Annotated in this window: 11 protein-coding genes and 1 pseudogene; 5 read left to right on the forward strand and 7 right to left on the reverse strand. The window is 75.0% G+C overall.

Going from position 1 to position 15,097, the window contains the following annotated elements; genetic code table 11:
* Nucleotides 1–349 precede the first annotated feature (349 nt).
* From XF36_RS27280 to XF36_RS35030, 5 genes are all read right to left on the reverse strand, one after another.
* Nucleotides 350–1,303, reverse strand: a complete 954-nt coding sequence (locus XF36_RS27280) for a ketopantoate reductase family protein (protein WP_060714168.1) — start codon at nucleotides 1,301–1,303, stop codon at nucleotides 350–352.
* Between the two features lie 77 nt (nucleotides 1,304–1,380).
* Nucleotides 1,381–2,103: an alpha/beta fold hydrolase gene (locus tag XF36_RS27285; protein WP_060714169.1), complete on the reverse strand. Its 723-nt coding sequence runs from the start codon at nucleotides 2,101–2,103 to the stop codon at nucleotides 1,381–1,383.
* Nucleotides 2,104–2,112: 9 nt separating this feature from the next.
* Entirely contained in the window at nucleotides 2,113–2,937 is an 825-nt protein-coding gene (locus XF36_RS27290; RefSeq protein WP_020623642.1) for a DMT family transporter, read from the reverse strand.
* 67 nt (nucleotides 2,938–3,004) lie between these two features.
* Nucleotides 3,005–3,337, reverse strand: coding sequence for a hypothetical protein (locus XF36_RS27295; RefSeq protein ID WP_145981538.1), 333 nt, complete (start codon nucleotides 3,335–3,337; stop codon nucleotides 3,005–3,007).
* 286 nt (nucleotides 3,338–3,623) lie between these two features.
* Nucleotides 3,624–5,672, reverse strand: coding sequence for a hsp70 family protein (locus XF36_RS35030; protein ID WP_168169580.1), 2,049 nt, complete (start codon nucleotides 5,670–5,672; stop codon nucleotides 3,624–3,626).
* Nucleotides 5,673–5,917: 245 nt separating this feature from the next.
* On the opposite strand from XF36_RS35030, the gene XF36_RS27305 reads away from it, so the two are divergent.
* The 4 genes from XF36_RS27305 to XF36_RS27320 all read left to right on the forward strand — a co-directional run bounded on the left by XF36_RS27305 (nucleotide 5,918) and on the right by XF36_RS27320 (nucleotide 11,110).
* Entirely contained in the window at nucleotides 5,918–6,724 is an 807-nt protein-coding gene (locus XF36_RS27305; protein ID WP_060714172.1) for a hypothetical protein, read from the forward strand.
* Nucleotides 6,725–6,847: 123 nt separating this feature from the next.
* Entirely contained in the window at nucleotides 6,848–7,642 is a 795-nt protein-coding gene (locus XF36_RS27310; RefSeq protein ID WP_060714173.1) for an IniB N-terminal domain-containing protein, read from the forward strand.
* Between the two features lie 163 nt (nucleotides 7,643–7,805).
* Entirely contained in the window at nucleotides 7,806–9,635 is a 1,830-nt protein-coding gene (locus XF36_RS27315) for a dynamin family protein (protein WP_060714174.1), read from the forward strand.
* Nucleotides 9,632–11,110, forward strand: coding sequence for a dynamin family protein (locus XF36_RS27320; protein WP_060714175.1), 1,479 nt, complete (start codon nucleotides 9,632–9,634; stop codon nucleotides 11,108–11,110). Before XF36_RS27315 ends, XF36_RS27320 begins: the two co-directional genes overlap by 4 nt.
* A 7-nt stretch (nucleotides 11,111–11,117) precedes the next feature.
* Here XF36_RS27320 and XF36_RS27325 read toward each other — a convergent pair whose 3' ends face one another.
* The gene (locus XF36_RS27325) at nucleotides 11,118–11,567 is read right to left on the reverse strand and encodes a MarR family winged helix-turn-helix transcriptional regulator (RefSeq protein WP_060714176.1); all 450 of its coding nucleotides are present in this window, start codon (nucleotides 11,565–11,567) and stop codon (nucleotides 11,118–11,120) included.
* A 141-nt stretch (nucleotides 11,568–11,708) separates the two neighbouring features.
* Between XF36_RS27325 and XF36_RS27330 the strand changes: the two are divergent.
* A pseudogene (locus XF36_RS27330) lies at nucleotides 11,709–12,445 on the forward strand (SDR family NAD(P)-dependent oxidoreductase).
* Nucleotides 12,446–12,455: 10 nt separating this feature from the next.
* Here the strand turns inward: XF36_RS27330 and XF36_RS27335 are convergent.
* A complete protein-coding gene (locus tag XF36_RS27335; protein ID WP_060714177.1) occupies nucleotides 12,456–15,053 on the reverse strand; it encodes a helix-turn-helix transcriptional regulator in 2,598 nt (865 codons plus the stop codon).
* Between the last annotated feature and the right edge of the window lie 44 nt (nucleotides 15,054–15,097).

Consider the following 15,097-nt stretch of genomic DNA (forward strand, 5'->3'; position numbering starts at 1 on the left):
CCCGCGCAGCGTCGTCGCGACGTGGGCGACCTGACCGGTCGGACGGGCGTAGGCCGCGGCGACGGCGCGGGCGAAGCGCTCGTGCGCCCAGCCCGGCTGCTCGGGCCCGGTCGGCGGTGCGGTCCAGTAGGTCGCGAGGTCGGCGTCGGCGGGACGGTCGGTGCGGGCGGGAACCCGGCGAGCATCTCGACCAGGCCCAGGTGCAGGTGCGCGAGGACGTCGACGGCGAGCCAGCCGTGACAGCGGCTGCGAGCGTGCAGGTCGGTGTCGTCGACGTGGTCGAGCAGCGCGGACAGCCCGTCGAGCGTGTCGAGGAACGCGGGCCGCGCCACGTCGAGCGGATAGGCCGTCACAGCAGATCGGCCCCGGACCGCGAGGCCGGCTGCTCCCCGGCCGCGGCCATCTCCTCGGCCACCCGCATCAGCTCGGTGTTGACCGGGGTCGCGATCCGGTGCGCCGCGCCCAGGGCCACGATCTCGCCGTTGAGGTACCGGGCCTCGATGGAACCGGAACCGCGCCGGAGGCTCTGCCACGACGACGAGCCCCGCCGCGTCGCACCCGCGACCGGCCGCTCGGTGATGATGCCCTCCCGGCGGACGCGGTCGTCGTCGCCGGTCCTGGCGGCGATCCCGGCCGCGGCCAGCACGGCGTGGCCCTCCGCGGTCGCGGCCTGGACGAGGCGGGGGGCGTCCGGGTCGTCGAGCCCGCAGATCGCGTCGACCGCGTTGGCCAGGTTCGTGAGCAGCTTGCCGTACTTCGCGGCCATCACGTCCGGGTCGGCGCGGGAGGAGAACCCGGCCGCGGTGAGGTCGGCGACGATCGCTTCGGTGGTGGCGTCGACCCCGGAGGCGAACCGGCCGACGTCGAGCACACCCGGGACCGGCGACGACGACGCAACGACGACACCCGGTTCGTAGTGCTCGGCGGGCAGGATCACCAGCATCGCCTGCACCCGGTCGGTGCGACGCGCGGCGAGGCGCTCGTTGGCGACGCCGTTCTGCGCGCACGCCACGGTGATCCCGGGGGTCGCCTTGAGCAGCGCGGCCAGCGGCGGCGGGGTGTCCTGCGACTTGACGGCGAGGATCGCGACGTCGTCGGGGGTGGGGCGGGCCTCGGCGACCGTGCTCACGGCCTCCACCGGATGGGTGGTCGACCCGTCCGGGGTGTCCAGGCGCAGCCCGTGCTCGCGGATCGCGTCGAGATGCGCGCCCCGGGCGACGGCGACGACCTCCCGCCCCGCCGCGTGCAGCCGCGCCGCGATCGTCCCGCCGACCGCCCCTGCCCCGATCACCACGTAGCGCACGACGCCGATCCTGACTCAACCGTCGTGCCGGCGCACCACCGACGGCGGGGCAGTGGGTGCCCGCCGTCGTGGAGGAATCAGACCAGATGGGTGGCGAGGAACCGGTCGACGGCCGCGCGGCCGGCGGCGACGTGCGGCTCGACCTTCCACTGTTCCACCAGCTCCGCGCCCGGCGCGAGCTCGGCGAGCCGGCGCGACACCGGCCCCGGGTGGAAGGCGTCGGTCCCCATGAGCACCAGCCACGGCGTCGTGACGTGGGCGAGCGCCTCGTCGGGAACGGAGTACAGCATCCCGCCGCCGCCCCACATGTTCGTGCGGAACGCGGCCCAGTCGTCGTCGGAGACTCCGGGGTGGTCGGCCTCGATCCCGGCGCGCCAGCTCGCGAAGCTCTTCTCGAACAGGTGCTGGTTGTCGGCACGGCCGACGGGCTGCAGCGCGACCGCGGCCCGGATCCGCTGCTGCTCGGTGACCAGCAGGTTCGCGATGTAGGCGCCGCCGATGCACATGCCGAGCACCGCGCACTCGGAGACGCCGAGGTGGTCGAGCAGGGCCAGCTGGTCGGCGGTGTAGGTGTCCCAGCCGTCGTCGCCGTGGATGTCGGCGACCGAGGACCCGGCGTTGCGCTGGTCCATCGCGATGACGCGGTACCGCTGGGCGAGGTGGGTGACCGGGTTCCAGGGAGCGTTGTCCCAGGCCGCGATCGTCGAGTTCATGCCGCCCGGGGCGAGCAGCAGGACCGGGAAGCCCGTGCCGTGCTCCTCGTAGTGCAGTGTCACGCCGGGGCGCTCGAAGGAGGGCATGAGCCGAAACTAGGCCACCCGCGGGGGAGTCCGCTTCTCCGGACGGCGTCGCGCCAGGATCGAGGTGCCGTAAACGACGAGCGCCAGCCCGAGCAGCAGCAGCCACCACAGACCGGGGCGGACGGTGTCGTCGAGCAGCGTGATGCCGACCAGACCGGGCACGACGACCTGGGTGACCATGTAGAGCGCGGTCACCGTGGAGACGTCGCCGAGCTGCAGTGCGCGGGCGTAGTTGTACAGGCCGGTCAGCGCCATGCCGACCAGGATGTAGACCAGCGGCTCGCGCAGCAGACCGGCGAGGTCGACGCCCTCGGACACGTGCATCGCGCGGATGCAGACCGAGCCGCCGCCCAGCCCGAGCCCGGCGAGCACCGCCGACGGCCACGGCTTGGTCGAGTTGGTGACCGCCAGCGTCGCCCCCATGAACACCACGAGCGCCGCGATCAGGACGGCCACGGTCGTGCCGTGGCCGGTCAGGGCCTGCTTGCGCTCGGTCCCCGCGCTGCCGGCGACGAACGCGAGCCCGAGGATGCTGGCGCCGATCGCCAGCCGGTGCACCGGCCGCAGCCACTCGCCGCGGAAGTAGCGGGCGTACAGGGCCGTCATCGCGATGGCCCCGGCGAGCGTGGCCTGCACCGCGAAGATGGGGATGTACTGCAGCGCCACGACCATGCAGAGCCAGGTCACGAGGTCCATCCCGATCCCGCCGACGAACCGGGGCCGGGCCAGGACCGCGCTGGTGCGCCCGCCCTGGTTGGCCGCGTCGGCCTGGAGGATGGCGGCGACGGTGCTGCAGAGCATCGCGAGCACCGCGAAGAACATCCCGATCAGCACGGGCGGGCACGGGTCAGGTCACGGGCGGCACGCGGGAAGATCGGCACCGGCCGATTGTGACGTACTGCTACCGGGTGCCGGCCGGGCGGGCGTCCGACGGGGCGGGCCGCTGCTCGGGCAGCGCCGCGGGCATCTCGAAGAAGCCGCTCATCAGCCCGCGGCCGGGCTGCTCGTCACGCGTGTCGGCGGCGGCCTGCCAGGGAGAGGTGCCTACCTGGACGGCCCGGCGCTGGGCCAGCACGGCCCGCGGGCGCTCGGTGAGGACCAGGACGCCGACCGTCAGGGCCACCCCCACCAGCAGCGGCCCGCCGACCACCAGGATCGGCCAGCCCACCACGGCATAGGCGAGCACCAACGCACCCGCTGCCATGCCGATGACCGCCCCCGCCAACCGCGTCACCACGCGCCCCTCTCACCCGTGCCCCCGAACCGTGACGACCACGGTTTTACCACGTCGGAGGGGGTGGAGACGGGCGGCGCGACGCGGTCGCGCTCACACCTTCGGGCGCGGCCGTATCGCATTCCGTATGGGGCCGAGCCGGCGTGGGGGCTCCCGTGTCCACGCCGGCCCGGCGGTCCGAATCATCCCGCCCCGGGGTCCGGGCGGGACGGGGTGGGGGTCACTCCGCGCTGTCGTCGCAGCGCACAGCGTGATCGGTGATCGATTTCCTTGTCCCCCAGGATGATCACGCGGCTGCCGGAGGGACGCTCGACGACGGCGCGGGAGCCGTGGTCGTCGGGCCCGGGACCGGGCTGGTCGGGTCGGTGGCGGGCGGGGTGGTGACCGGCGGGGTGGTCGGATCGGACGTGCCCTCCGCCGGCGTGTTCGGGCCCGTGCTGGTCGCCGGCGGTGTGGTGACCGGCGGGGGCGACACCACCGGGGCGGACGGCACGGCCGGTCCCGGAGCGGCCGGGGCAGGCGCGGCCGGAGCGGGCGCGGCCGGAGCCGGGGCGCCGGGCGCGGTCGGCGCAGCGGCACCCGCGGTGGCCGCGCCACCCGAGGTGCCGGCGCGCGTCCCACCCACGGGGGCGCCCGCGACCGGGCCGGCCGCGCCGCCGGCGGCCGGGGCGGCGCCCGGGGTGACCGGAGCCGGTGCGACGGCCGGTGAGCTCAGCACGGGGGCTGCGCTCAGCTCACCGATCCCCGGGCTCGTCGTGGGCCAGAACAGCAGCGCACCCGCGATGGCGGCGGCACCGGCGAGGCCACCGGCACCGACCATCAGGCGCTGCCGGGTGACCACGCCGCGGCGGGCCGCGCCGGCGGGGGCGTCCCGGGTGACCAGGGTGTCCGGCGCGGGACTCTCCGGGCGGGCGACGGCCGGGCCGGTCACCTGTCCGGCCCCGAGGACCGACGTCCGTGCGGGGGCGGGGGGCTGGGCCGTACGGGTGCGGGGGACCGCGGTCAGCGGGCCGGTCGGCGGCTCCGGGTCGAGCAGGGCGACGGCCGTGCGGTCCGTGGCGGGCGCCTCGGTCCGTGCGGTCCGCTCCCGCTCGCCGCGGGTCGGCCACGCGGGGGTGGTCCGGTCGGTCCGGTCACCACGGTCGACGCTGCCGGCGCGGTCGGCGGTGTCCGGCCCGGGCCGGTCCCACGGGCTGTGCCCGGCGGGGTCGACGGGCTCGCGGGGGGTGGGGACACCGGTCAGCGGCGCCATCCGCACACCGGGCCAGGAGGTCCCGGCCCCCGGCGCGACGGCGAGTGCCGCGCCCCGGGCGGCGTCGGCCACCGGGTCCGCGACGACGGCGACCGGGCGGCCCAGTGCCGCCGAGACCGCCTGCACCACGACCGGCATCCGTGCGGCGCCGCCGGCGAGCAGCACCTCGGCGTCCGGGGCGGCGGCCACGACGTCCTGCACCAGGTCGGTGACCGGCTCGAGCAGCGGGCGGGTGAGCTCGTCGAGGTCGGAGCGGTGGATGCGGACCGCGGTCCGCAGGCCGGGCAGCTCCACCGGGACGGTCGCGACCGTGTCCCGGGACAGCAGCTGCTTGGCGGCGCGGCACTCGTCGCGCAGGGAGGTCAGAGCGGCCACGGTCCGCGGGTCGTCGAGGTCGAGCGCGTCGAACGCGGCGGCCGTGGCCGGGGAGGAGGACCGGACGAAGGCGAACGCCGCGTCGTCGACGTCTCCGCCACCGGTCCGGCAGGTCAGCGTGCGACCGACGGCGTCGGGCAGCACCCCGGGTGCGGCCGCGGCCAGCACGGTCGCGGTGGTCCCGTTGCCCCCCAGGTCGACGACGGCGAGCGGCCCCCCGGCCGGCACGACGGCGCGGTGGGCGAGCGCGACGGCCTGCGGCGCGGTCACCAGCGAGACGGTCAGCCCGCGGCGACGCAGGGCGGCGGCCAGCAGGTCCCGCTTGTGCCGGCCCCAGCCCACCGGGCAGGTGACGCCGATCCGGGACGGCGGGCCACCGTGCCGGGTGGACACCTCGTCGACCAGGACGCGCACCAGCCGGGCGCACAGGTCCTCGGCCGCGTAGGCGAAGCCGCCCAGCGACAGCGGTGTCGGGTCCCCGACCCGGTCGAGGAAGCCACGTGCGACACGGTCCGGCTCGGCCGGGGCCCGGCGACGGGCGGGCTCACCGCAGAGCAGGTCGCCCCCGGGCGTCGCGACGAGCACTGCGGGGAGCACGTCGCTCCCGTCGCGGCCGCCCAGCCGGACGGACTCCGCGGCACCACCCGTGCGCAGCACGGCCGCGGTCACCGAGGTGGCCCCCAGATCGATCCCGAGCAGGTACGACACCACTGCTCCCCCCTCGTCGAACCGGCACGCCGGCGTGGTCCTCTCCCCGACCCATCGGCGGGGGCCGCTCCGGCGTTAGCCGGTGCCGCGCAGCGGAACGAAGTGGGGGACCGATCCCCTAACGGCCCCCCGACGGACCCGGAGCGATCCCCGATGGCCGGGCGGCCCGGCGCCCCTAGCTTTCGTCGTCAACACCGGTCGTCGCCGACGGACCGGTCACCCCCCGAGCGACTCCGGAGGCCGACATGGCTGCACACGACATCTCGCTGATCGACTTCATCAAGCTCCTGCTCGGCAGCGGCTCCGAGAGCATCCAGGTCCGCGACTGGTTCAACGACAACCCGAACGCGGTCCTGCAGCACTACGGCCTCGCCGACCTGTCCCCGGAGGACGTCCGCGACGCGCTGGTCATCGCGCAGGACAACGACACCGTGTCCTTCGACCGCCACTACGACACCGGCTTCAACTGGGGCGGCGACGAGGGCGGCTGGAGCGAGGGCAAGGGCGACCACGGCCACAAGGCCGCCGCCTCCCACGAGAACGTGCACGTCAAGGACGTCTGGCACACCGAGAACATCGACGACCGCGACACCATCGTCGACAACTCCGTGAACCAGCACATCAACACCCACGGCGGCGACTTCGACCAGGACATCGACATCCGGTCGACCACCGCCTCCGGTGACGGCGCGGTGGCCGCCGGCGGTGACATCGACGGCTCCACCATCACGACCGGCAACGGCAACGTCGTGGGCGACGGCAACAACGTGGTCAAGGGCGACGGCAACACCTCCGCCTTCGGTTCCGGCTCGGCCACCAAGACCGGCGACATCTCCGCCGACAAGGGCGGCGCGGTCTCCATCGGCGGCAACGCGACCGGCTCGCACGACGCGACCGACTCGTTCAACAAGACCTGGACCGAGACCCACGAGAACACCGAGATCCACGACTCCGGGAACCTCGACGCCAGCACCGAGACCCACACGTCGATCGACGACCACAGCCACACCGACATCGCGTCGCACAACGGCATCGACCTCGCCGTCGGCTGACCCACCGCACCGCCCGGTGACCGGGCCGGGACGCCCCCGACCCCGGCCCGGTCACCACCTCCCGCACCACCCGAACCCTCCGCCGAGCGCGCGAGCCCGGCGGCACCCGCAGAGGAGATCGCCATGTCCGTCGAGAAGTCGCTGATCCAGTTCATCCTGGACCTGCTGAAGGACCCCAAGGCCCTGGCCGAGTTCAAGGAGGACCCGCACGGTGTCCTCGCCCAGTGCGGCCTGTCCGAGGTCTCCGCCGACGACGTCCGCGACGCCCTGGTCCTGGCCCAGGACAACGACGACGTGTCCTTCGACCGTGACTACAACACCGGCGGCGGCCACGGCGGCCACCACCACACCCCGCCGCCGCCCGTCCACCACGGCGAGGACCCGGTCAAGTACATCGACAAGTACGTGACCAACAACCACTACACCTACAACGTCGACGACCGCGACACCATCGTCGACAACTCGGTGAACCAGAACATCGACACCGGCGGCGGCGACTTCAACCAGTCCATCGACACCAAGTCGGTCGTCGCGTCCGGCGACGGCTCGGTGGCCGCCGGCGACGACATCCGCGACTCGACCGTCACCACCGGCCACGACAACATCGTGGGCGACGACAACAACGTGGTGAAGGGCGACGGCAACACCACCGCCTTCGGTTCCGGCTCGGCTACCAAGACCGGCGACATCTCCGCCGACCACGGTGGCGCCGCGGCCGTCGGTGGCACCGCCACGGGCTCGAACGACGCGACCGACTCGTTCAACAAGACCCACACCGAGACGCACAGCTCGACCGACATCGACGACTCGTTCAACGCCGACACGAGCACCCACACCGACACCGATGTGGACAACCACAGCCACACCGACGTGCTGTCGCACAACGACGTCTCCACCGACGTGCACGTGGGCCTCTGACCCACCGCACTGCTCCGGGCGGAGGAGCAGGTTCGACCGCCCGGACCGACGGCCCCGGACACCCACCCGTGGGTGCCCGGGGCCGTCACCGTTCGTGTATCCATGACGAGGACGTGACGGATGCCGCCGGGCACCGTCCGCGACGTATCTGGGGGGAGCGGTCGTGGCAGTGCCGGAGGCGGTCGCGCTCGTCGACCTCGCCCTCAAGGCGGTCACTGCCTACGACCGCCCCGACCTGGCGCCACGGCTGCGGCAGACGAAGGCGCGGCTGACCGACCCGGTCGTGCGGGTGCTGGTCGTCGGCGAGTTCAAGCAGGGCAAGAGTCAGCTGGTGAACGCGCTGGTCAACGCCACCGTGTGCCCCGTCGACGACGACATCGCCACCGCCGTGCCGACGCTCGTGCGCTTCGGCGAGGAGACGTCGGTGACCCTCGTGCGCGAGGCCCCCGGGACCGACGGCGTGGCGACCGAGAAGGCCGAGCGGACCGTCGTCGGGCTCGACCAGCTCGCCGAGCACGTCTCCGAGGCCGGCAACCCCGGCAACCGGGCCCGGCTCACCCGCGCCGAGGTCACGCTGCCCCGCAAGCTCCTGCAGAGCGGGCTGGCCCTGGTCGACACCCCCGGCGTCGGCGGGCTCGGGTCCGCGCACGGCGCCGCGACGATGTCGGCGCTGCCCACCGCGGACGCGGTGCTGCTGGTCTCCGACGCCAGCCAGGAGTACACCGCCCCCGAGCTGGAGTTCCTGCAGGCCGCGCGCAAGCTGTGCCCGAACGTCGCCTGCATCGTCACCAAGACCGACCTGTACCCGCACTGGCGGCGGATCGTCGAGCTCGACGAGCGCCACCTGCGCACCGCCCGGATCGATGCCGAGCTGCTGCCGGTGTCCTCCGCGCTGCGGCTGCACGCGGCCCGCACCCAGGACCTCGACCTCATCGCCGAGTCCGGCTTCCAGGCGCTCACCAGCTTCCTGCTGCGTAAGGTCGTCGGTGCCGCCGACGACCTCGACCGCCGCTCCACCAGCCAGGACGTCCTCGTCACCTGCCAGGCCCTGGAAGCCACGATGCGGGCCGAGCTGATGTCGCAGAACGACCCGGAGAAGGCCGGTCAGCTCGCCCGCGAGCTGGAGGCCGCGCGGTCGCGCGTCGACGGGCTGCGCCAGCGCTCCGCGCGCTGGCAGACCACGCTGACCGACGGCGTCGCCGACCTCATCGCCGACATCGAGTACGACCTGCGCGACCGGCTGCGCGCGGTCTCCCGCGACGCCGAGCAGCTCCTGGAGGACGCCGACCCGGCCGACATCTGGGACCAGTTCGCCGAGTGGTTCCACAAGCAGGTGGCCCACGCCGTCGCCCAGAACTTCGTGTGGACGACCGAGCGGGCACGCTGGCTGGCCGAGCAGGTGGCCGAGCACTTCGCCGAGGCCGTCGACGTGACCCTGCCCGAGCTGCGGGTCGCGGGCGGCTCGGTGGCCGGGCTCGTCGACCCGCTGGAGATGCCCGCGGACGAGAAGTTCGGCATCGGGCAGAAGCTGTTCGTCGGCGCCCGCGGCGGTTACGGCGGCATGCTGATGTTCGGTCTCGCCTCCACCTTCGCCGGGATCGCCCTGCTCAACCCGCTCTCGGTCGGTGCGGGTCTGCTGTTCGGCGCCAAGACCGTGCGCGACGAGAAGAAGCGCTTGAAACAGCGCCGCCAGGCCGAGTCGAAGAACGCCGTGCGCCGGCACATCGACGAGGTCACCTTCCAGGTCGGCAAGGACTCCCGGGACAACCTGCGCCGCATCCAGCGCGACCTGCGCGACCACTTCACCACCGTCGCCGACGAGCTGTCCGAGGCGCTGAAGGAGTCGGTCGCGGCCGCGCAGACCGCCCTGAAGGACGACGCCGAGCGTCAGCAGCGCGTCGCGGACCTGGAGGCCGAGCTGGAACGGGTGACCGGCCTCGCCGAGCGGGCCAGGGCACTGGCCGCGGCCGTGGGCTCCGGTGGTCCGACGTGAGCGCGCTGACCGAGCAGACCCGCGCGCTGCTGCGCCGGACCCTGGACGCCTACGGCGACTCCCCGCAGGCCGCGGGCTGGCTGCGCCACCACCTCGACCGGTTCGACGAGCCGCTGCGCGTCGCGATCGCCGGGAAGGTCAAGGCCGGCAAGTCCACCCTGCTCAACGCCCTGGTCGGCGAGCGGATCGCACCCACCGACGCGGGCGAGTGCACCCGCATCGTCACCTGGTACGCCGACGCCCCCACCCCGGGCGTGCGGATGCACCTGCGCTCCGGCGCCGACCGCCCGCTCACCCTGGCCCGCCGCGACGGTGCCCTGCAGATCGACCTGCAGGGCACCCGGGTGGAGGACGTCGACCGGCTGCACGTCGACTGGCCGTCGCAGCACCTGCGCCGCACCAACCTGATCGACACCCCCGGCATCGGGTCGCTGACCACCGACGCGGCCGGCCGGGCCGGGGAGTTCCTCACACCGGAGGACACCCCGTCTCCCGCCGACGCCGTCGTCTACCTCATGCGTCACCTGCACGCCGGTGACGTGCGGTTCCTGGAGGCATTCCACGACCGCGGCGTCGCCCGCGCGACCCCGGTGAACACCATCGCGGTGCTCTCGCGCGCCGACGAGATCGGCGTCGGCCGGCTCGACGCGCTGATCTCGGCGCGCCGGATCGCGCGGCGCTACCGCGGCGACGACAAGCTGCGGGGGCTGTGCCAGACCGTCGTCGCCGTCGCCGGGCTGCTCGCAGAGACCGCCCGCACCATGCGGCAGGACGAGTACGTCGCGCTCACCGAGCTCGCCGCGCTCCCGCGTGGCGACGTCGAGGCGCTGCTGCTGTCGGCCGACCGGTTCGGACGCACCGATCTCGACCGGCCCGACGCCGCCGCCCGGATCGCGCTGCTGGAGCGGTTCGGACTGTTCGGCGTCCGGCTCGGGACCACGCTGATCCGCCAGGGAGTGAAGGACCCGACCGCGCTGGCCGACGACCTGGTGCGCCGCTCCGGACTCGACGAGCTGCGCGCGGTGCTCGACACCCAGTTCTCCGAGCGCCGCGACCTGCTCAAGGCCCGCTCCGCGCTGCTCGCCGTCGACCTCGTGCTGACCCGTGAGCCCCGCCCGGCGACGGCCGCGCTGCGTGCCGAGGTGGAGCGGATCCTGGCCGGGGCGCACGAGTTCGTGGAGCTGCGGGCCCTGGCAGACCTGCGCGCCGGGAAGATCGTGTTCCCGCCGGAGGCGCTCGCCGACGCCGAACGGCTGCTCGGCGGCGAGGGCGGCTCGGCGTCGGCCCGGCTGGGGCTCGACGGCGCCGCGGGCCCGCGCGAGGTCCACGACGCCGCCTCCGAGGCGCTGCGCCGCTGGCGGCGGCGGGCGGAGAGCCCGCTGACCGGGCGGGCCTCGGCGGAGGCCGCGCGGATCGTGGTGCGCTCCTGCGAGGGGCTGCTCGCCGAGGCGTCCCGACCGCACGCGCACCACTAGGCAGGAGTCAGGGCGTCGTGTCCAGGGCATGCAACGCCGCGACCAGCGGGGCCAGCTCGGGTCGTGTCGCCGCGTCGGCCAGTGCCCGTTCCAGCGCCCGGTCGTAGCCCGGGCGGGCGCTCTCCAGGAGCAGACGCCCCTGTTCGGTGAGCTCGGTGTAGATGCCGCGCCGGTCGGTGGGGCACAGGTACCGCTGCAGCAGACCCCGGTCCTCCAGCCTGCCGACCAGCCGGGTCGTCGCCGACGGGCTCAGCGCGACCACCGACGACAGCTGGGCCATCCGCAGGTGGAACCCGTCCTGGCGGGCCAGCGCGTCGAGCACGGTGTACTCCACCACCGACAGCCCGTACGAGCGCTGCAACGCCCGCTCCAGGTCGTCCTCCAGCCGGGCGTGCAGGGCGGCCAGGGTGCGCCACCCCCGCGCCCGCGTCTCGACCGCGTCGTCGTCGAGCGACATGGCATCCGTCCCCTTCGGGTGTCGGTGCTACGTTGGCGGCGTCAGCAATAACCAGAGTGTGCAACTATCGGCGTGCGCTGGCTGTTGCGCGTGCCGTCACCACGATACGAGACGGCCGCCCCGACTCCTGGAGAGACAGCCATGCACCTCGACCTGACCGGCCGGACCGCCCTCGTGACGGGTTCCACCCAGGGCATCGGACTCGCCATCGCCGTCGGCCTGGCCCGCGCGGGCGCCCGGGTCGCGGTCAACGGCCGTACGGCGGACCGGGTCGACGAGGCCGTCGCCCGGGTCCGGGACTCAGCGACCCTGGTGGCGGCGCTGCCCGACGTCGACGTCCTGGTCAACAACCTGGGCGTCTTCGGCGCCCAGGATGCCCTCACCATCACCGACGACGACTGGCGTCGCTACTTCGAGGTCAACGTCCTGACCGCCGCCCGGCTGATCCGGACCTACCTGCCCGGCATGCGGGACCGCGGCTGGGGCCGCATCCAGAACATCGCCAGCGACTCCGCGATCGTCATCCCGGCCGAGATGATCCACTACGGTGTGTCCGAGACGGCGCTGCTGGCGCTGTCCGGGGGTTCGCCAAGGAGGCGGCTGGCAGTGGGGTCACCGTCAACTCGGTGATCGCCGGGCCGACGCACACCGCGGGCGTCGAGGACTTCGTGTACCAGCTGGTCGATCCGGCCCTGCCCTGGGACGAGGCCCAGCGCGAGTTCATGCGCACCCACCGGCCGCAGTCGCTGATCCAGCGGCTGATCGAGCCCGAGGAGATCGCCCACATGGTGACCTACCTGGCCTCCCCGCAGGCCTCGGCCACGACCGGAGCCGCGGTCCGGGTGGACGGCGGTTACGTCGACTCGATCCTGCCCTGACCGAGCGGGGTCAGCCGCGGTCGCCCAGGATCCGGCGGAGCTCGTCGAGCAGCTCGCTGCGGCTGCGCACCCCGAGGCGCTGGCGCATCCGGGCCACGTGGTGCTCGACGGTCTTCGCCGAGATGAACAGCGCCTCACCGATCTCACGCTGGGTGCGCCCTTGCACGACGAGCTCGGCGACCTCCAGCTCACGCTCGGACAGCAGTCCCGACGCGGCCGGCTCCGGGGCGGCCTCGACGGGCGCCGGAGCCGCGACGGCGGGCTCCTCGGCCACCGGGCGGGGCTCCTCCGCCGGCGGTGGGACGGTCCCCTGACGCAGGTCCGTGCCCGCGGCCTGCAGGGCCCGCGCGCAGGCCAGCAACGCCGACACCGCGCGCCGGTCCCCGGTCCGCAACGCCGCCTGCCCGGCGAGGCGGCCGCCGTCGAAGGACAGGCCGACGGCGTGCAGCCCGCGGGCGGCGGCCTCGACCTCGGCCGCGTCGACCCGGTCCTCCAGCACCCCCACCCAGTGCGGGGCCGCCGTCGCCATGGCGTGGGCGAAGCGGCTGCCGCAGGCCGCGCGCTGGAGCTCGTCGGAGCGGGCGCGGGCGGCCTCGACGTCGTCGGTGAGGACCGCGGCCTGCAGCCGTGCCCAGTGCAGCGGGGCGGCCCACAGCGCGGGCCGGCCGAGCCGGTCGAGCAGCGCGTCGGCCTCGGCGAGGTGCGGGGCCACCCAGCTCTCCTCCCGCAGCCGCGACGCCGCGGTCACCAGCTCCCCGAGCGGCTGCAGCACGTAGAGGTCGACCGGGTGGCGGACGATCGCCTGCCGGGCCCGCGTCCAGGACCGCATCAGGGCGCCGAGGTCGGACTGGCGGCGGGCGATCGCCACCTGCAGTGCCGCGGCGAGGAACTCGTCGCGCGGTTCGAGGGTTTCGTCGCCCGCGTCGACGGCGGCGAGCCGCTCCGATGCCGGGCCGGTCGCGCCGCGCAGCAGCGCGATCCAGCCGAGCAGCAGCCGGTGCCGGGCCCGGGCGGGTGCCCCGCCGAGCCCGGTCCGCAGGGCACGGTCCAGTACGGACGCGGCGACATCGAACTCCCCGGTGTGCACGGCCACCAGCGCGGCCAGCGCGGCCGGGGTGTCGGGCAGCAGCGCGGCGCCGTGCGCGGCCTCCAGGAGCCCGGCGGCGCGGGCCAGGCCGGACAGTGCTGCCGTCGGGGAGCCCTCGACCGAGTCGAGCATGCCGCGGGCGGTCAGGTCGTCGGCGCCGTCGACCAGGGTGGGTGCACGGCCGGCGACGAACCCGGAACCGCCGCCCCCGACGACGGCGCGGGCCTCCTCCAGCGCCCCGGTCCCGATCAGGACGGGCACGGCCGCAGCGGGCGGGCGCTCCCCGGACACCGCGGCGGTCCACCGGTACAGCTCGGCACTGCGCGCCAGCAGACCCCGCCGGGCGAGGACGGCGGCCGCGACCGACCCGGCCCGGACGGCGTCGGTGGCCTCGACGGCGTCGGTCGCGGACAGCACCGAGTCGGCGTGCCCGAGCGCACCGTCGAGGTCCCCCGCGACGAGGTGGGCCTGCGCGCGGTGCGCGGCGACGGTCAGCGGGGGTGCCCCCGCGGCGACGGCCTCGGCGTAGAACCGGACCGCGTCCGGGCTCTCCGCGCGGGCCGCCTCGGCCGCGGCGGCCCGGAACACCGCGGCGGCACGCTCCCCGGTGGCCCCGGACCCGCGCAGGGTGCGGGCGACGGCGAGCACGCTCCCGCCGCGGTCGAGCTCGATCTCGGCGAGGTGGCGGCGCAGCTCGGCCCGCCGGGCGGGCGCGACCCGGGCGCGGATCGACTCGGCGACCAGCGGGACGACCCGCCCGTCGGGGGTGCAGAGCCCCGCGGCGACGGCCCGGCCGGACAGCTCGTCGAGCTCGGCGATCTCGGCGCCGACGCCGATGCCTGCCGCGTCGGAGATCCCGAGCAGCGGGACGAGCACCTCGCCGTCGACGGGGGCACCGAGCGCGAGCGCGGTGACCAGCTCGACCACCCGTGGGTCCTCGGCGTCGACGGCGTAGCCGATCTGCTCGGCGAGCTGCGGGGGTACCGGCCCGCCGACCCGGCCGGTCGCGAGTAGCCGGTCGACCAGCATCGGGGACCCGGCGGTGCGCTCGGCGACGGCGCGGAGGGCCTCGTCGGTGATCCGGGTCCCGGCGACGCGGGCGGCGCGCGCGGCGATCCCGGCGGCGTCGAGCGCGCCCAGGACCAGCGGCGGGGCGGCGGCCAGCGTCGCCCCGAGCCGGGCCAGCGCGCGGCCGCGCGGCCAGGGCCGGAACGCGACGACCAGCCGGGCGTCCGGACGGCCCGCCTGATCGCGCAGGTCGGTGAGCTCGTCGTCGCCGAGGTCGTGGGCGTCGTCGACGACGGTCACGCCCTCCCCGGCGCCGGCCTCGGTCCACACCCGGACCAGCTCGCGCAGCACCGTCGACTTTCCCGCCCCGGCCGGACCGGTGACGGCCACCAAGCGCGGCGCGGCCGGGTCCTCGGCGACGGCCCGGACCAGCGCGATCGACGCGGGGGCGCCGGCGAGCGGGCCGGTCGCCGTCGCGGGGGAGGGGGAGGGGGACGTCGTGGGTGCCGCCATCCTCGTCCGCCCCTCCGGTCGCCCGATCGGGTCGCCCGATCGGG

It is taken from the genome of Pseudonocardia sp. HH130629-09 (assembly GCF_001294645.1).
Lineage (GTDB): Bacteria > Actinomycetota > Actinomycetes > Mycobacteriales > Pseudonocardiaceae > Pseudonocardia.

What these genes read in the sequence shown, in the direction of transcription:
- XF36_RS27285 (WP_060714169.1), bottom strand. Translation starts at nt 2,103, where the DNA reads ATGCCCTCCTTCGAGCGCCCCGGCGTGACACTGCACTACGAGGAGCAC.
- XF36_RS27305 (WP_060714172.1), top strand. Translation starts at nt 5,918, where the DNA reads ATGGCTGCACACGACATCTCGCTGATCGACTTCATCAAGCTCCTGCTC.
- XF36_RS27310 (WP_060714173.1), top strand. Translation starts at nt 6,848, where the DNA reads ATGTCCGTCGAGAAGTCGCTGATCCAGTTCATCCTGGACCTGCTGAAG.
- XF36_RS27325 (WP_060714176.1), bottom strand. Translation starts at nt 11,567, where the DNA reads ATGTCGCTCGACGACGACGCGGTCGAGACGCGGGCGCGGGGGTGGCGC.
- XF36_RS27335 (WP_060714177.1), bottom strand. Translation starts at nt 15,053, where the DNA reads ATGGCGGCACCCACGACGTCCCCCTCCCCCTCCCCCGCGACGGCGACC.